The following is an 18,013-nucleotide window of genomic DNA, read 5'->3' as shown; positions in this document are numbered from 1 at the left end:
ATCGTCAATTTCAGAGTACGGGATCGGCTGGGCGAGGGGGCAGTTCACGGCGGCGGTCGTAGGCCGCCTTTCTGGCTCAGAAAACGCTAAGCTTCCGATAACGCCTTGGGCGACTCGGTCGTGAAGCTGTCGTCGGCTTTGTACAGAAGACGCCGGGATCGCGGCGGGATTCCCAGCGTGACACCCCGAGCTCCCGTCCCTAGGGTCTGCCGCCCTGAGTCGGGCCGGTGATCGCGTCCCGACTCAGGGCGGGCCGTAGCGCCGTCGGATGCATGCGAGGGCCAGATGATCGATCCCCTTGATGCGGCACCGCCGCCGGAACCCGACGAGCGGCGATCCCCTCTGGCGACGCCCGAGGACAAGGCGGTGCGGACCGGCCTGATCGAGGCGGCCGCGGAGGCTGTGATCCGCCGCGGCGGCCCCGGCGGCTTCGTCCGCGACCTGTTCGGCCGGGTGCCGCCGGAGGATCTCACCCCCTACGATGCCGAGGCCCTGGCCGACCTCGCGCTCGCCGCCCGCGAGCACCTTTCCGCGCCGCGCAGCCGCGACGCGCCCTCCGACCAGCGCCTCAACGACCTGGCGGTGACGCGCGGCGGCCGGCGGCGCGAACTCACCATCATCGAGGTCGTCAACGACAACCGGCCGTTCCTGCTCGACTCCACCCTGGCCGAGCTGACCGAGCAGGGGCTGACGCCGCGGCTCGTCGCCCATCCCATTCTCGGCGTGGAGCGCGACGGCGCGGGCCGGCTCCTGCGGGTCGTGGGCGAAACGACGGCGGATGCCGTCAGCGGCTATGACCGCGAGAGCTTCATCCACATTCATCTCGACCGGATCGACGAGGGTGAGGCCCGGGAGCGCCTCGGCGAGGGACTGGCGCAGGTCTACCGGGACGTGGCCGCGGCCACGGACGATCACGCCGCCATGCTCGCGCGCCTCGACGCGCTGGCGGACGCCTATCGCGCCGCGCCGCCCCCGCTGCCCGACGAGGAATTCTCCGAGGCGCTCGCCTTCCTCGACTGGATCCGCGACGGGAACTTCACCCTGCTGGGCCTGCGCGAGTACAGCCTCGGCGCCGATCCGGAGGTGAAGGGCTCGGGGCTCGGCGTGTTGCGCGATCCCGGCGTCGAGGTGCTGCGGCGCGGCCGGGCGCTCGTGGACATGACGCCCGAGATCCTCGCCTTCCTGGAGGAGCCCCAGGCCCTCATCATCACCAAGGCGAGCGTCAAGTCGCGGGTCCATCGCCCCGCCCATCTCGACTATGTCGGGATCAAGCTCTTCTCGGACCTCGGCAAGCTCTCCGGCGAGCTCCGGATCGTCGGCCTGTTCACGGGCGCCGCCTATGCGAGCCCGGCCCGCGAGGTGCCCTATCTGCGCCGCAAGGTGGCGGAGGTGACCGCCCGCGCCGGCCTCGACCCGACGAGCCATGCCGGGCGCAGCATCCTCAACGTGCTCGAGACATATCCGCGCGACGACCTGTTCCAGATCGACGTCGATCGGCTCTACCGCTTCACCCTCGCCATCGCGAACCTTGCCGACCGCCCCCGCATCCGGGTCCTGTCGCGGCCCGACCGCTTCGGCCGCTTCGTCTCGCTCCTCGTCTACGTGCCCAAGGATCGCTACGATTCGACCGTGCGCGCCAAGGTCGGCGCCTACCTCGCCGCCGAACTCGGCGGACGGCTCTCGGCCGCCTACCCGGCCTTTCCCGAAGGCCCGCTGGCGCGCACCCACTACATCGTCGGCTTCGCCGAGGAATCGCACGCCGAGCGCGATCCGGCCGTGCTGGAGGCCGGCGTCGCCTCGCTCGTCCAGACCTGGGGCGACGGGCTGCGGGAGGCGCTCTCCGACGCGATGGACGGCCCCCGCGCCCGCAGCCTCGCCCGGCGCTACGCCGAGGCCTTCTCGGCGGCCTATCGCGAGAACTTCCCGCCCCGTATCGCCGTCCTCGACATCGGGACGCTGGAGCGGCTCGGGACCGACCGGCCGCGGGCGGTCGACCTCGGCCGGCGCGACACCGACGGCGCGCATCAGGTCCGCCTCAAGGTCTTTTCGCGCGGCGCGGCGCTGCCCCTGTCGGAGCGGGTGCCGGTGCTGGAGAATCTCGGCTTCCGCGTCATCAACGAGCGCACCTACCGCATCCTGCCCGCCGGCGCCGACGAGGCGGCGAGGGTCTGGCTTCACGACATGCTCCTGGAGCGCGCCACCGGCGCCGCGATCGACCTTCCCGCGCTGGAGCGCCCGATCGAGGCGGCGCTCCTCGCCCTGTCGCGGGGCCTCGCCGAATCCGACGGCTACAACCGTCTGGTCCTTGAGGCGGGCCTGGGATGGCGGGACGTCGCGCTGCTGCGCGCGCAAGGGCGCTACCTGCGCCAGCTGCGGGTGCGCTACGGCCAGGATTACCTCGCTGCGGTGCTCACCCGGCACGGGGAGCTGGCGAAGCGCATCGTCGCCCTGTTCTACGCCCGCTTCGACCCACGGGCCGAGGGGGATCGGGACGCCGTCCAGGCCGCGATCCGCGCCGAGATCGAGACGGGTCTCACCGCCGTGACGAGCCTCGACGACGACCGCATCCTGCGCCGCTTCATGAACCTCGTCGAAGCCGCTGTGCGCACGAACTTTTTCCAGATCGGGCCCGGCGGGCTGCCGCGCGAGACGATCTCGTTCAAGTTCGCCTGCGCGAAGGTCGAGGCCATGCCGCTGCCGCGGCCCTTCTTCGAGATCTTCGTCTACTCGCCCCGGGTGGAGGGCCTGCACCTGCGCTACGGCTACGTCGCCCGCGGAGGCTTGCGCTGGTCCGACCGCCCTGAGGATTTCCGCACCGAGATCCTCGGTCTCGTGAAGGCGCAGCAGGTCAAGAACGCGGTCATCGTGCCGGTCGGCGCCAAGGGCGGGTTCTTCCCCAAGCGCCTGCCCGCAGCCTCGGACCGGCAGGCCTGGCTCGCGGAAGGGACCGAGAGCTACAGGATCTTCATCCGCACGCTCCTCGAACTCACCGACAACATCGTCGGCGCCGCGATCGTGCCGCCGCCGGACACGGTCCGCCAGGACCCCGACGACACCTATCTGGTCGTCGCCGCCGACAAGGGCACCGCCACCTTCTCCGACATCGCCAACGGCCTCTCGGCCGAGCGCGGGCACTGGCTCGGCGACGCCTTCGCCTCGGGCGGCAGCCAGGGCTACGACCACAAGGGCATGGGCATCACGGCCCGCGGCGCCTGGGAGGCGGTGAAGCGCCACTTCCGCGAGATCGACATCGACACGCAACGGGACCCCATCACGGTGGTCGGCGTCGGCGACATGTCGGGCGACGTCTTCGGCAACGGCATGCTGCTCTCGGAGAGCCTGCGGCTCGTGGCGGCCTTCGACCACCGCGACATCTTCCTCGATCCCAGCCCCGACGCGGCCAGGAGCTTTGCCGAACGCAAGCGCCTGTTCGCCCTTCCACGGTCGAGCTGGGCCGATTACGACGCGAGCCTGATCTCGGCCGGCGGCGGCGTGTTCTCCCGCGCCTCCAAGACCATCCCGCTCTCGCCCGAGATCCGGGCCGTGCTCGGCATCGAGGCCGCGCAGGCCGCGCCGAGCGAGGTCATGCACGCGATCCTGAAGGCGCCCGTCGACCTGCTCTGGTTCGGCGGCATCGGCACCTATATCCGCGCCTCGACCGAGACCGACGAGGAGGCCGGCGACCGCGCCAACGACGCCCTGCGCATCACCGGCACCGCGATCCGCGCCAAGGTGGTGGGGGAGGGCGCCAATCTCGGCCTGACCCAGCGCGGACGCATCGAGGCGGCCCGCGGCGGCGTCCGGCTCAACACCGACGCCATCGACAACTCGGCCGGGGTCAATACCTCGGACGTCGAGGTCAACATCAAGATCACCTTGATGACCCCGGAGCAGGACGGCCGTCTCGACGCGCCGGGCCGCAACGCGCTCCTCGTCAGCATGACCGACGCCGTCGCCGCGCTCGTCCTGCGCAACAACCAGCTCCAGACCCTGGCGCTGTCCCTCGCGCTGCGCCGCGGCGCGACGGAGACGGGTTTCGCCATGCGCACCATGCAGGCGCTGGAGGCGGAGGGGCGCCTCGACCGCGCCGTCGAGTACCTGCCCGACGACGCCACGCTCTCCGAACGCCTGCGCAAGGGCGAGGGCCTGACCCGGCCGGAATACGCGGTGCTGCTCGCCTATGCCAAGCTCGCGCTCTACGACGCGGTGCTGGCGAGCCCGGTCCCGGACGATCCCTATTTCGACCGCGAGCTGCAGCGCTACTTCCCCGCGGCCCTGCGCGAGCGCTTCCCCGACGCGGTCAGGGGGCACCGGCTGCGCCGCGAGATCGTCGCGACGGCGCTCTCCAACATCATCGTCAACCGCGGCGGGCCCTCGCTGGTGACCCGCCTCGTCGACGAGACCGGGGCGGATGCCGCGACCATCGCCAAGGCCTACGCGGTCACCCGCGACGCCTTCGGCCTGATGGAGCTGAACCTCGCCATCGACACGCTCGACGGCCGCATCCCGGGCCAGGCCCAGCTCGGGCTCTACGCCGAGGTGCAGGACCTGCTCACGGGGCGGATCGTCTGGTTCATCCGCAACCTCGACCTGTCGGGCGGCATCGCGCCGATCGTCGCCCGCTACCGGGACGGGATCGCGGCGGTGCTCGCCGCCCTGCCGAAGGTGCTCGACGCGGAGGCGCTCGCCGCGATCACGGCGCGGGCCGACGGGCTCGCCGGCCAGGGGCTCGACCCCGAGCGCGCCCACCACCTCGCCTCGCTGCGCGCCCTGACCTCGGCCCCCGACATCGTCCGCGTCGCGGAGACCGGCGGTCGCCCGGTCGCCGAGATCGCGGCCACGCATTTCGCGATCGAGCACGCCTTCGGCCTCGGCGACCTCGCCGCCGCGGCCCGGGACGTCGCGGTGTCCGACACCTTCGACCGCGTGGCCCTGGAACGGGCGGTCGCCGGCATCTCGACGGCCCATCGCGGGCTCACCGCCGAGGTCACGGCCAATGGCGGCGTCGGCGCGGAGGGCGTGGACGCCTGGAGCGCCGCCCGGGGTCCGGCGCTCACCCGCATCCGCGACGCGGTCGATGCCATCGTCCGGTCCGGTCTGACGGTGTCGAAGGTCACGGTCGCCGCAAGCCTGCTCGGCGACCTGGCGCGGCGCTAGGGGTTCGAGGAGGAGCCGCAAGCCTGCGCGGGCAGGCCCGGCGCCCTCGCCTCAATCGGCGGAGCGCGCCGTCGCGACGAGGGCGGGCCGGACCACGTCGCCCTCGCGCAGGAAGGGTCCGGCGCGCAGGATGACGGTGTCGTCGACCGCGAGCCCCTCCCGCACCTCGACGAGGTTGCCCGAGAGCAATCCGGGCGTGACGGGGCGTCCTTCGACGCGGCTCTCGCTCACGACGTAGACGCTCGTCCCCTCCGGTCCGCGCAGGATCGCGGATTGCGGGATGGCGACCCCGCAGCGCTCGCCCAGGGAGACGGTGCCGCGCGCGAACAATCCCTGGCGCAGGCCCGCGGCGTTGCGAAGGAGCACGCGGACGGAGCCGAGCTGAGTCGCCGGGTCCACCTGCGGCGAGACGAGGCGGATGCGGCCCTGCAGCTCGGGCAGCCCGAGGGGGCGGAGGGTGACGGCCTGTCCGGGCGCGAGGCGCTCCAGGGTATCGAGGGAGATTTCGGCCTCGAGTTCGAACTCGCCGTAGGCCACGAGCTGGAAGAGCGGCGCCCCCCGGGCCGAGGCCGGCGCGCCGACGAGTGCGTTGCTGCGCCCGACGATGCCCGGCACCGGCGCGCGCAGGGCCACGACCGCGCCCTCCGGCTCGCCCGCGCGGGAGAGCTGGGCGAGGACCTGGCCCGCCGCGACCTCGGCCATCGGCTGCGTCAGGACCTGGGCGACGCGCAGGCCCTCCGCGTCCGGCCGGATCTCGATCTCCCGGCGCGGGACGATGGTGCCGCTGAACGACGCCTCGTCCGCGAAGCAGGCCTGGCTCGCCCGGGCGACGCTCACCGTCAGGATGTCGTCCCGGTCCGGGTTCGCTCGCAGCGCGGCGATCACCGGGTCCCGCCGCAGGCCTGGCAGGCCGTACCAGAGCCCGGCGCCGAGGCCGAGGGCGAGGAGGAGCAGGGCGATCACGGGAGCGAGACGCCGCAGGCGCCCGCCCCGGCGACCATCCTGTCCGGAACCGTCGGCGGGGTCGGCCGGCAGCACCACGCGGAACGCGTGGACGGGGCGCGGGATGTTCTTGAGCTTCTGCGGACCGATGTCGCGGAACGTGACGGCGACCTTGTTGTCGATCGCCTCGTGCACCGAGCGCGCGATGCAGATGCCGCCGGGCTCGGCGATGCCCTCCAGCCGGGCCGCGATGTTGACGCCGTCGCCGAGCAGGTCGCCGTCCTGCTCGACCACGTCGCCGATGGTCATGCCCATGCGGAAGCAGATGCGGCGCCCCGGCGGATGCTCCCGATTGCGCTCGCGCAGGGTCTCCTGGATCGCGATCCCTGCGCGCAGGCCCTCCACCGCACTCGGGAACTCGGCGAGGATCGCATCGCCCGCCGTGTTGAAGACCCGGCCGCCGAACCGGGACACCTGTTCCCGGAAGACGGCGCGATGGCCGGCGAGGCGCCGGAGGGTATCCTCCTCGTCCTCCGCGACCAGTCGGGAATAGCCGGCCACGTCCGCGGCCAGGATCGCGGCGATCGTGCGCTTCAGCGGCCCGCCGCGAAGGCGGTCCGCGGCCTCGTCTCGGGTCGGTTCCAACGGAGCGGGTCTCGCCTGTCGGGGCAGGGTCTTTGCCGGGAGCGCGCAGCCCTCCTGCCCACAACCCGAACGGAGGGCTCGATCGACGGGCAGGCGGCGGGCCGGATGACGGGCAAGGGCCGCGCGATTGTCAAGATCCCGCCGCGCCCCGTCACCCGCAAAGGTGCCGCGCGTCGGCCCGCGAGACCCGGAGCCTCGCTCAGGACTCGCGCGGAGGCTCCCGCCGTGCCGCGAGACCCACGGCGAGCTCCTGGGTGAGCGTCGCAACCGTCCTTTGCGGGACGAGAAGGGCGAGCTCGCCACCGTCGGGCGTCTCGAAACGGACGGCGAGCGTGTCGCCGCCGTCGATCACCTCCACGCCCTTGAGCTCGGAGACGGAGAGCACGGCGGATCGCGTCTGCATGGAGGGGGCATGGCCTTGGAGGAATATGGTGGCGAGACTAACACAGGATAGTTTCCTAGGCTGTGATGAATCATCCACAGGCTAGCGGACGCGAAAGATTTCGAACTTAACCAAAAGGTATTCGGGCGTATTGTCGGAGATCGCCGTGGTCGGTGTTCCTCAACGCCTCCAGGGGAGGGCCTACCTCCCCCGAAGCCGCCGCTATTGCGGAGCCGGAGGCCGAACAGGTATCAGCGGGCGCGGTCAGTCGAGCAGAGATCCGGGATGCGACCCCCTCGTTCCGTTGCGACCACGATGCGGCTCATCGCCGTCGCGGCATTTCTTTTGAGCGCCGTCTGGGGCGCCCCCGGCCCCGCCGCGGCGGCGGCGGCCCGGCATGCGCTCGTCATCGCCAACGCCGCCTATCCCGACAGCGACGCCGTGCTGCCGACGCCGCTCGCCAGCGCCCGCACCCTCGGCGAGGCGCTGAAAAGCAAGGGCTTCGCGGTCGAGGCCGCCGAGAACCTCGGCAAGGAGGCGATGCAGGCGGCCGTCGACCGGTTCGTCGCCAAGGTGGAGCCCGGCTCGATCGCGCTCGTCTTCTTCAGCGGCTACGGCATCCAGGTCGCGCGCAAGAACTACCTCGTCCCGGTCGACGCGCGGATCTGGAGCGAGGCGGACGTGACCCGCGACGGCATCAGCGTCGAGGGCATCATGAGCGGCCTGGAGAAGCGCGGGGCGAGCGCCCGCGCCCTGGTGCTCGACGCCTCGCGCCGCAACCCGTTCGAGCGCCGCTTCCGCAGCTTCTCGATGGGGCTGGCCGCGCCCGGCGCCGCGCCCGGCTCGATCAGCCTCTACGCGGCCGCCGTGGGCGGGGTCATCAACGAGCCGGCGGGCGCCACCCAGAGCCCCTTCGTCACCGAGCTCGTGAAGCAGATCGGCCAGTCGGAGCTCAACGCCGAGCAGGTCTTCACCGCGACCCGCGACGCGCTCACCCGCGACAGCCGCAATCTGCAGAACCCGGCCTTCGCCTCGGGTCTCGAAGATCCCTTCTTCTTCGACCCGACCCGGGTGAAGCCCGTGGCCAAGGCGGAGCCGAAGCCGCTCCCGTCGCCCCAACCCGCGCCGGAGAAGAAGCCCGCCGTCGAGAAGCCGCCGGAGCCGGTGGTCGCGGCCAAGGAGCCGGACGCGCCCGCCAAGGCCGAGGAGGCCGCGGCCCGCGCCTTCGACCGCGCCGACGCGATCGGCAGCAAGGCCTCCTACGAGGAGTTCCTGCGCAGCCATCCGGCCGGACCGCTCGCCGAGCGCGCCCGCGCCGAGATCAGGCGGCTCGACGCCGCGCTGCCGAAGCCCGAGCCGGTGCCGGCCGCCGTCGCGCCGCCCGCCGGCAAGTCCTACTCGACGGCGGAGCTGAGCCGGAAGACGGCGCTCGACGACCGCATCGCCCGCAACGCGCTCGACGAGGCCGCCTTCTACGAGCGCGGCCAGTTCCACGCCCAGCGCGACGAGTACACCCAGGCGATCGCGGATTTCGACGAGTCGATCCGCCTCAACCCGATCAACCCGGAGGCCTACAACAACCGCTGCTGGATGCGCGCGATGCTGAACGAGACGGAGCGGGCGATGGCCGATTGCAACGAGGCCCTGCGCCTGCGCCCGAACTTCCTCGACGCGCTGGACAGCCGCGGCCTCGTCCACCTCAAGACCGGCGCCCACCGCGCGGCGCTCGCCGATTACGACGCCGCCCTCAAGGTCGATCCGAACCACCCCTCCGCCCTCTACGGCCGCGGCGTCGCGCGCCTGCGCCTCGGCCAGACGAAGCAGGCCGACCGCGACTTCGCGGGTGCGCTGGCGCTCAACCCGACCATCGACAAGGATTTCGCCCAGTACGGCCTGCGCTGAGCCCGGCCGGACCCCTGCTCGTTTGCCGCGGGAGCCTGGACGAGCTCCCTCTGCCCTAGGAGAGGGGACCCCCGCCTCGCACACGAGCCGTCCCGCTCCCCGCGGGCGGAGTGCGGAGGCGTCTCTGACAAGTGCCGAGGCAGATGCCGATGATGGCCTGGGTCATCCCGATCGCCTGAGAAGGCGCCGTCATCATCGCGACGCAGCGAAGCCCATCCGCATTCCGCAAGCATGCGTTCGTGCAACGGTCCGCCGTCGTCGTGCCAATACGCACCGAAAACCGTCCTGAATCGTCTACCGATGCTGTTGATCGCAACACGGCGGCGTGGGAAGACGACTCACCTGCGAGTCTTCTTGCAGACCGCCTTCAGGAGGCAGAAATGTTCGGCTTTTCGAGTAACCATTCGAAGATCCTCGGAATGAGCATTGCGGCGCTCCTCATCGCCGGACTGCCCGTCCGCGCCGAGGACGTAACGGAATCCCAGATCCTCAAGGCACTGTCGGCGCCCTCCACCATGCCCCTGGCCGCCCCGCGGACCCGCGGCCTCTCGCTGGGCCAGCCGGCCCGACCGGATGCGGCGACGGCGACCGCGTCGGCGAACCCGGACGAGGCCTTCATCGACTCCCTGCGCAACCGCAACAGCCGCTCGCTCTCGGTGGGCGACCGCGAGAAGCTGGTGGCGGTGGCCGCCAACAAGCCCGCGATCGATCTCGAAATGGAGTTCGACTACAATTCCGACACCCTGCGCGGGCCCGCCCTCGAGACGGCGAACAAGCTCGGCAAGGCGCTCTCGAGCCCCGAGCTGAGAGGGCAGACCTTCGCGATCACCGGCCACACCGACGCCAAGGGCACGGACCAGGTGAACCAGGGCCTGTCGGAGCGGCGTGCGGAGGCGGTGAAGAGCTTCCTCGTCTCGCGATACGGCATCCCGGCCTCGAACCTGATCACCGCCGGCTACGGCAAGGCCCGCCTCAAGAACGCGTCCGCGCCCTTCGCCAAGGAGAACCGGCGCGTGCAGGCGGTCAACATGCTTCAGGTCAAGACCGCCGGGCGCTGAAGCCCGCGGAACGCGGATACATCAGGACGAGCGGCGCCGTCGGGAACCCTGTTCACGACGGCGCCGAAACCCTGTAGTCCGGCCGAGCTTGGGCGGCATCGCGGGGCCGCAAGGGGACGGGCACGTCGAGAGCCATGACCAGAGGCAGTTGCGAGAGGTCGGTCCATCGCGGCGGAGGATGGGCGCTCGGGATGGCGTTGCTCCTGTCCGGGGCCGCCGCGGCCCAGACCTCCCCCGGCGTCAGCGTGCCCGGCGTGCGCGCGGGCTCGGCCTGCCTCACCGAGCAGGTCCGCATCACCGGCTTCGCCACGCCCCGCGAGGAGGGCGGCGCCAGCCTCGGCCTCGAGGGCTACCGCATCACCGAGATCCTCGTCGCCGAGGGCGACCGGGTGACGGCCAATCAGGATCTCCTGCGGGCGGCCCGCCTCGACGAGGCCGGCCCGCCGAACCCGGCGGCCGCGGCGCAGCGCCCCCCGACCCTGACGCTGCGCGCGCCCATCGTCGGGCGCATCGTGAGGATCAACGCCCGCGTCGGCATGCTGACGGGGCCGGGCACGCCGAACCCTGCGACGGGGATACCCGACCCCCAGGTCCGGATCGCCGCCGAGACCGGCATGGACCTCCTCGTCGACGTGCCGAGCCCCTACGCCGCCAAGATCCGCTTAGGCTCCGCCGCGCGCATCCTGCGGGACGACGGCACCGAGGTGAAGGGAACCGTCCGCGTCCCCGTGAGCGAGGTCGACCCGGGCACCCAGCTCGGCCGCGCCAGGATCGCGGTGGAGCCGCCCTCGGCGCTGCGCGCCGGCCAGTTCGCGAGCGCCACCATCGAGACCGCCCGGGATTGCGGGCTCTCGGTGCCGCGCTCGGCGGTCACGTACCAGAACGGCGCGGCGAGCGTGCAGGTGTTCAACGGCTCGGCCGTCGAGACCCGCAGCGTGCGCACCGGGCTGTTCGACGAGACCACCATCCGCATCCGCGAAGGCCTCGCCGAGGGTGAGCCGGTCGTCGCCAATGCCGGGACGGTCTTCCGGCCGGGCGACCGGGTGAATCCGGTCATTTCCACGCGGACGGACGGACCCAAGGACGGGTCGAGGTAAGGGGCAACAACGACGATGTCGCTCAACGTCTCCTCCGCGGCCATCAAGCGGCCGCTGCCCTCCGTCGTCTTCTCGATTATCCTGCTGGTGCTCGGCTGGGCGAGCTTCACGCGGCTGCCGATCACCCGGCTGCCGAGCGCCGACATCCCGCTGATCTCCGTCGTGGTCTCGCAGTTCGGCGCGGCGCCGGCCGAGATCGAGACGCAGGTGACGAAGACGATCGAGGACGGGGTGTCGGGCGTCGAGGGCGTGCGCCACATCGCGTCCTCGGTCACCGACGGCCTGTCGATCACCACGATCCAGTTCCGACTGGAGACGAACACCGACCGGGCGCTCAACGACGTCAAGGACGCGCTCACCCGCATCCGCTCCAACCTGCCCCAGAACATCGAGGAGCCGCTGGTCCAGCGGGTCGACGTGGTGGGACTTCCCATCGTCACCTACGCGGCCTCGGCGCCGGGCAAGAGCCCGGAGCAGATCTCCTGGTTCATGGAGAACGAGGTCCGGCGCTCGCTCCAGGACGTGAAGGGCGTGGCCCAGGTCGAGGTGATCGGCGGCGTCACCCGCGAGATCCTGGTCTCGCTGGATCCCGACAAGCTCCAGGCCTTCGGGCTGACCGCGGCGGACGTGAGCCGGCGGCTTCGCGGCACCAACATCACCGTCACCGGCGGCCGGGCCGAGATCGGCGGGCGCGACCAGGCGATCCGCACGCTGGCCTCGGCCAAGACCCTGGAGGAGCTCGCCGGCACCATGCTCGCCCTGCCGACAGGGGGCGAGATCCGGCTCGAAGACCTCGGCATGGTGACCGACACCATCGCCGACCGGCGCACCTTCGCGAGACTCAACGGCGAGCCCGTGGTCGCCATCGGCATCAAGCGGGCCAAGGGCGCCAGCGACGTCGTGGTGGCGGAGGCGATCCAGAAGCGCGTCGATACCCTGCGCGCCGAGAACCCCGGCTTCGACCTGAAGCTCATCGATTCCTCGGTCGAGTTCACGCTGGGCAACTACGACGCCGCCATCAACACCCTGTTCGAGGGCGCGATCCTCGCCGTCATCATCGTGTTCCTGTTCCTGAGGGACCTGCGCGCCACGGTGATCATCGCGGTCTCGCTGCCCTTGTCGATCTTCCCCGCCTTCTGGGCGATGGACATGCTCGGGTTCTCCCTGAACCTCGTGAGCTTCCTCGCGATCACCCTGTCGACGGGCATCCTCGTCGACGATTCCATCGTCGAGATCGAGAACATCGCCCGGCACATGCGCATGGGCAAATCCGCGCTCCAGGCGGCCTCGGAGGCCGCCGACGAGATCGGGCTCGCCGTCATCGCGATCTCGCTCACCATCATCGCGATCTTCGCGCCGGCGAGCTTCATGTCCGGCATCGCCGGGCAGTTCTTCAAGCAGTTCGGCATCACGGTCGCCGTGCAGGTCTTCTTCTCGCTGCTCGCGGCGAGATTCGTGACGCCGATGCTGGCGGCCTACCTGATGAAGCCGCACCAGGCCGAGGAGAAGCCGCCGGGGCCGATCGTGCGGGCCTATACCCGCCTCGTGACGCTGTCGGTGCGCTGGTACCCCGTTACGGTCGTCATCGGTCTCCTGTTCTTCGCGGCCTCCATCGCCTCGATCGGCCTGCTCTCTAAGGGCTTCCTGCCGGCGCAGGACACCTCGCGCTCGGTCATGGCGGTGGAGCTGCCGCCGGGCTCGCAGCTCTCCGACACCGAGCGGGTGACCGAGGAGATCGTCGCGGCGATCCGCTCGCTGCCCGAGGTCCGCACCGTCTTCGTCGACGGCGGCCGCGTGCCCAAGGAGCCGATCGAGTTCCGGCGCGCGTCGCTCATCATCAACTACACGGCCAAGAAGGATCGCAAGATCACGCAGCGCCAGCTCGAGACCGAGATCGGGAAGCGCCTGCGGCAGGTGCCCGACATCCGCTACTATTTCGTGGACGAGAACGGCCTGCGCGCGATCTCGCTGGTCGTCCAGGGCTACGACACGCGGGCGGTGGCCAACGTGGCCAACGAGCTCGCCGGCCAGATGCGGCGCCTGCCCACGGTCACGAACGTCATCTCCGGCACCACGCTTGACCGGCCGGAACTCCAGATCAAACCCCATCTCGACCTCGCAGCCCGGCTCGGCGTGACGCCGTCCGTGCTCGCCGAGACGATCCGCGTGGCGACCATCGGCGATGTCGGCCCGGCGCTCGCCAAGTTCGATGCCGGCGACCGGCTGATCCCGATCCGGGTCCAGCTCGACGACCGGGCCAGGGTCAACCGCAACGTGCTGGAGCAGCTTCGCGTGCCGATGGGCCGCGGCTCGATTCCGCTCTCGGCCATCGCCGATCTCGAGTTCCAGCAGGGGCCGACCAACATCAGCCGCTACGACCGCCAGCGGCAGGCGACGGTGGCCTGCGACCTCGTCGGCAACGCCGCGCTCGGCGACGTGCTGGCCGACATCGACGCGCTGCCGGTGATGAAGTCGCTGCCCAAGGGCGTCACGGTCAGCCAGTCGGGCGACGCCGAGAGCCTGAACGAGCTCTCCGAGGGCTTCGCGCAGGCGATGAGCATGGGCCTGCTCATGGTCTACGCGGTGCTGGTGCTCCTGTTCGGCTCGTTCCTCCTGCCGGTGACCATCCTGTTCTCGCTGCCGCTCTCGCTCGGCGGCGCCGTGCTCGCCCTGATGATCTCAGGCATGCAGCTCACAACGCCGGTCTGGATCGGCATCCTGATGCTCATGGGCATCGTCACGAAGAACGCGATCATGCTCATCGACTTCGCCGTCGAATCGATCCGTCACGGCATGGAGCGCAACGCGGCGATCATCGATGCCGGCCAGAAGCGAGCGCGTCCCATCGTCATGACCACCATCGCGATGGTGGCGGGCATGGTGCCCTCGGCGCTCGCCTTCGGCATCGGCGGCGAGTTCCGCTCGCCGATGGCGCTCGCGGTGATCGGCGGGCTCATCTTCTCGACGCTGCTGTCGCTGGTCTTCGTGCCCGCGATGTTCGTGATGATCTCCGAGATCCAGGAGCGCTCGATGCGCGGCCTGCGCTGGCTCATAGGCCTCTCGGGGCGGCGCAAGGCGGGGAAGCCCGCCGAGGCCGGCCCGGCCCTGGCGCCCGGGCTCGGCTCGGCGGGACCGGCGGAGTGAGGTGCGCAAAATCACAGGAACTCGGCGCACGCGCCCGATGGAGCGGGACGCGCGTGCGGGCGGGCACGGCCGGGACCGGCGAGCCGTAAGAGGATCGGCACGGGTCCGGATGGGATCGAAAAGGTTTCAGGGAGAACGAGGATGAAGACGTCGATGGTTCTCGCGGGGCTCGCCCTGCTGCTCGCGGCGGCGCCGGCCTCCGCCCAAGGGTCCAGCGCCGAGCGCGCGGCCTGCACGCCGGACGTGTTCCGCTTGTGCGCGTCGCACATTCCGAGCGTCGGGCAGATCACGGCCTGCCTCAAGCGCGAGAGGGCGAGTCTCAGCGCCGGCTGCCGCACCGTGATGGACAACGCCGACAAGGCGACCACCAAGGTGGCGACCCGCTCGCTCGCGGCGCCGAAATCGCCCTGGTGCCGGTTCGACCGCAACGACCCCGCCGCCGACAGCTGGCGGACCTGGTGCGGCGACAACGCCTGGTCGGATTGAGGGCGACAACCCTCCCCCCTCTGCGGGGGAGGGAAAAAGCGGCGCGACTACCGCGCCGTCTCCCTCACCACGATCGGCTTGACCTGGTCGCCCTCGCGCAGGAACGGCCCGGCGCGGACGACCACGAGGTCGCTCTCGGCGAGGCCTGAGCGGATCTCGGCATTCTCGCCCGACAGGAGCCCCACCGAGACCTGCCGGCTCTCGATGCGGTCGCCGTTCACGACCTGGACGATGGTCCCGTCGGGCTCATACATCACCGCCGAATAGGGCACGCCGATCCCGCAGCGCTCGCCCACCGCGACGACGCCCCGGGCGAAGGTGCCGACCCGCAGGTCCGGCGCCGGGCCGATTCCGATGCGGACCCGGCCGAGCTGGGTCGCCGGATCGGTGCCCGCCTCCACCGCGCGGATGCGCGCGGGCATCTCCGGAGCGCCGAGCGGCCGCACGCTCACCGCCTGGCCGACGGCGAGCTTGGCGAGGTCGGGAATAGGCGCCTCGGCCTGAAGGTCGATCTCGCCGCGCACGACGATCTGGAACAGCGGACCCTGGCGCGGCGAGGCCGGCATGCCGAGCCGCGCGTTGCTCCGGACCACGAAGCCCGCGACCGGGCTGCGCACGGCCGCCTCGGCGGCCGGTCCCTCGATGGCGCTGAGCCGCGCCAGAACCTGGCCCGGGCTGACTTCCTCGAGGGGCTGCACCAGCACCTGGGCGACCTTCAGACCCTCGCGGTCGGCTCCCACGTCGACCTCCTGGCGCGCCACGAGCACGCCGGTCACCTCGACCCTGTCCTGGAAGCACATCGTCCGGGTCTGCCGCACGCTGACCGAGAGGGCCGTCGATTCCGGCGGCGTCTGCGCCGCGGCGGGCGAGGCGGCGAGCAGCGCGGCGAGTGCGAGCGGAGCGACAAATCCGGATCGTTCCATCGCGCAGGCGCGCGCGCAGCGGGTGGTCATGCCGTTGGTGTCCAGGGAATGAGAGCGGGACATGGGTCAGGGCCTGCGGGGCCCGGGTGCGGGGCGCTCGCGGGGCTTGGGCAGGATCGCGTCGAGGAGGCCGCCGAGGCCCGCGCCCAAATCCCCGCCGGGATCGCCGTCGCCGCCGAACAGGCTCTCGCCCAGGCCCTGGAGGGCGTCGATCGCGCTGCCCGGATCCCTGGCGATGCCGGAGAGGTCGGCCGTGGCGGAAGGGTCGGCCCAGGGGCCGGTCACACGGATCGGCACGTCGAGGCCGCGCCGGCTGCGGCCCGCGCCCGGCGCGATCAGGGTGGGAGTCAGGCGAAAGTCGAGGCTGCGCGCGACGAGGTCCAGGCTGCCGGCGCCCTTGGCCTCGAGGATGTTCGTCCTCATCGCGAGGTCGTTGGTGATCGCCCTTCCATCCGCCACGCTGAAGCTGCCGCCGAGGAAGCCGAGCCTGGTGCGCAGGAAGCCGTCCGCGCCGGCCTCGCCCCGCGGCGCGGCGCGGCCGGGCACCAGCCCGATCAGGCCCGCGAGGTCGAGGCCGTCGAGGCGTCCGTCGGCGACCGAGAGGTCGGCGAGGCCCGTGGCCGAGCGCAGGAGCCCGTCGAGGCTTCGGCCCGTCGCCTGAACGTCGATGCGCGCGCTCGCCGTGCCGTCGAGGCCGCGCACCCCGGCGAGGTCGGCGAGCAGCGGCAGGGCGCGGGCGCGATGGAGCGAGAGGCTGAGCTGGTGGCGGCCGCCGTCGCCGGCGCGCCCCAGCACGTAGCGCGCCCGCGCCGTGCCGGCATAGGCGGCCTCCGAGGCGAGGGTGAGGTCGAGGCCGCCCTCCTTCACGGTAGCGGCGACGGCCGCCCCCTCCAGGCGCAGGCCGCCGAGGGTAAGCCGCTTGAAGGCGAGCGAGGCCTTGGCGTCGAAGGGCTCGAACCAGGACGGATCGGGGATCAGGTCGGCGTCGACGGCGACGGTCAGGCCGCCGTTCGGCGCGGCGGGACGGGCGCCCTCGGCCCCGGTCAGGGTCAGCGCGTCGAAGCGCAGGTCGGCGGTCAGCCGCGGCTTGGCGGCGACGTCGAGGCCGAGCGTGCCGGAGAAGGGCTCGCCATCGATGGTGCCGGCGAGCCCGTCGAGGCGCAAAGCCGTCCGGCCGAGCGCGGCCCGCGCGGTCGCGGCCAGGCGACGGCCGCCCGCGCCGGTCGGGTCGAGGCTGATCCGCAGGGGCTGCGCCCCCGTGGCGAGGTCGAGGTCGAGGGCGGCCCTGTAGTCCCGCCCCTCGAGGCTGGCGCGGATCTCGGTCTTGGGCGTGCCCGACGCCCGGTCGAGGACGAGGTCCAGGCTCTCGACGGCGGCGGCGAGGTCGCGCCCGGAGGACCCGAGCCGGGCCTCGACGCCGCGCAGGGTCGCACGAAGGCCGGAGACCCCGTCGATGGGGCCGATCGGGGCATCGCCCGCGGGACCGGGTTGCCCGCCGGGAATCGGTCCCTGCAGGACGATGCCCTCGACGGCGACGCGGATGCTGCCCTCGCTGCCGAGCAGCAGCCCGAAGGGCCCGGCGATCCGGGCCCGGTTCGCCGTCAGCCCGAAGCCCGACCCGCCGGCCTCGGCGCCGGCCCGGACGTCGCGCAGGCTCAAGGTCGGGCCCGGCGCGAAGCCTAGCCCTAAGCCGCCGATCCGCCAGGGCAGCCCGGTCTCGCGGCCGAGCCGCTCCTCGAGGCCGCGCGTGATCCGGGCCGAGGCGAGGGGCCAGGCGACGAGCGATCCCGCGGCCAGCGCGGCGAGGCCCGCGACGGCGAGCGTCAGGCCGCGGAGGCGCATGGGAGAATGGGGGAGGGCGCGGACATCGGATCGAGGCTCGGGGCCGGGCGCTTCGCAAGGGGCGAAAGCTAGACGACGCCACGCCGGGACAGTCAAGCTAGGGCCGGGCGAGCGCGGCCGGCGGGCTGCATGGCGGGGGGTGTGGGCGCCGCACGCGTCATCGGCTCCGCGCGCTGCGAGCGCCGGAGGCATGGCTGGCGAGGGGTGACGCGGGACGCCGCGGAACCACCTGGGGTGTAGTACATGCCGGTCCCCCGGCGTCCCGCAGCACGGGTGTCGGCCCGCGCTGCTCGCGCGTCGCGGTGTGTCGGCGGCCCTCGCCCTGCGCCAGCGCTGAACCCCGGTTCTCTTGCATCCCGGGCCGCTGCAAGGCTCTCTCGCGTGCCGCCTCGTTGTGGGCGGTCACCGCAGGCTGTCGCCCGCACCGCCAGGGTG

Annotated in this window: 10 protein-coding genes; 6 read left to right on the top strand and 4 right to left on the bottom strand. The window is 72.0% G+C overall.

Annotated elements, in window-relative coordinates:
• Nucleotides 1–285 precede the first annotated feature (285 nt).
• Nucleotides 286–5,157, top strand: coding sequence for an NAD-glutamate dehydrogenase (locus MFF55_RS14530; protein WP_238244819.1), 4,872 nt, complete (start codon nucleotides 286–288; stop codon nucleotides 5,155–5,157).
• Between the two features lie 51 nt (nucleotides 5,158–5,208).
• On the opposite strand, the gene MFF55_RS14525 is transcribed toward MFF55_RS14530, so the two are convergent.
• On the bottom strand, nucleotides 5,209–6,744 hold the full coding sequence (locus MFF55_RS14525; protein WP_373874807.1) for an efflux RND transporter periplasmic adaptor subunit: 1,536 nt from the start codon (nucleotides 6,742–6,744) through the stop codon (nucleotides 5,209–5,211).
• 199 nt (nucleotides 6,745–6,943) lie between these two features.
• Entirely contained in the window at nucleotides 6,944–7,147 is a 204-nt protein-coding gene (locus MFF55_RS14520; protein ID WP_238244818.1) for a hypothetical protein, read from the bottom strand.
• Nucleotides 7,148–7,411: 264 nt separating this feature from the next.
• On the opposite strand from MFF55_RS14520, the gene MFF55_RS14515 reads away from it, so the two are divergent.
• From MFF55_RS14515 to MFF55_RS27005, 5 genes are all read left to right on the top strand, one after another.
• The gene (locus MFF55_RS14515; RefSeq protein ID WP_238244817.1) at nucleotides 7,412–9,028 is read left to right on the top strand and encodes a caspase family protein; all 1,617 of its coding nucleotides are present in this window, start codon (nucleotides 7,412–7,414) and stop codon (nucleotides 9,026–9,028) included.
• Between the two features lie 419 nt (nucleotides 9,029–9,447).
• Nucleotides 9,448–10,086 carry an OmpA family protein gene (locus MFF55_RS14510; RefSeq protein ID WP_238244816.1) on the top strand — a complete coding sequence of 213 codons (639 nt, stop codon included), beginning with the start codon at nucleotides 9,448–9,450 and terminating at the stop codon, nucleotides 10,084–10,086.
• Nucleotides 10,087–10,277: 191 nt separating this feature from the next.
• A complete protein-coding gene (locus tag MFF55_RS14505; protein WP_238244815.1) occupies nucleotides 10,278–11,183 on the top strand; it encodes an efflux RND transporter periplasmic adaptor subunit in 906 nt (301 codons plus the stop codon).
• Nucleotides 11,184–11,198: 15 nt separating this feature from the next.
• Nucleotides 11,199–14,327 carry an efflux RND transporter permease subunit gene (locus MFF55_RS14500; protein WP_238244814.1) on the top strand — a complete coding sequence of 1,043 codons (3,129 nt, stop codon included), beginning with the start codon at nucleotides 11,199–11,201 and terminating at the stop codon, nucleotides 14,325–14,327.
• 141 nt (nucleotides 14,328–14,468) lie between these two features.
• A complete protein-coding gene (locus tag MFF55_RS27005) occupies nucleotides 14,469–14,813 on the top strand; it encodes a hypothetical protein (RefSeq protein WP_306421434.1) in 345 nt (114 codons plus the stop codon).
• 47 nt (nucleotides 14,814–14,860) lie between these two features.
• Here the strand turns inward: MFF55_RS27005 and MFF55_RS14490 are convergent, their stop codons facing one another.
• Together MFF55_RS14490 and MFF55_RS14485 are read right to left on the bottom strand one after the other, a co-directional pair.
• On the bottom strand, nucleotides 14,861–15,766 hold the full coding sequence (locus MFF55_RS14490; protein WP_238244813.1) for an efflux RND transporter periplasmic adaptor subunit: 906 nt from the start codon (nucleotides 15,764–15,766) through the stop codon (nucleotides 14,861–14,863).
• A gap of 36 nt (nucleotides 15,767–15,802) precedes the next feature.
• On the bottom strand, nucleotides 15,803–17,578 hold the full coding sequence (locus MFF55_RS14485) for an AsmA family protein (RefSeq protein ID WP_238244812.1): 1,776 nt from the start codon (nucleotides 17,576–17,578) through the stop codon (nucleotides 15,803–15,805).
• Nucleotides 17,579–18,013 lie beyond the last annotated feature (435 nt).

Origin of the sequence: Methylobacterium iners, from assembly GCF_022179305.1 — a bacterium.
GTDB lineage: Bacteria > Pseudomonadota > Alphaproteobacteria > Rhizobiales > Beijerinckiaceae > Methylobacterium > Methylobacterium iners.
This window is presented reverse-complemented; position numbering and strand designations above follow the sequence as displayed.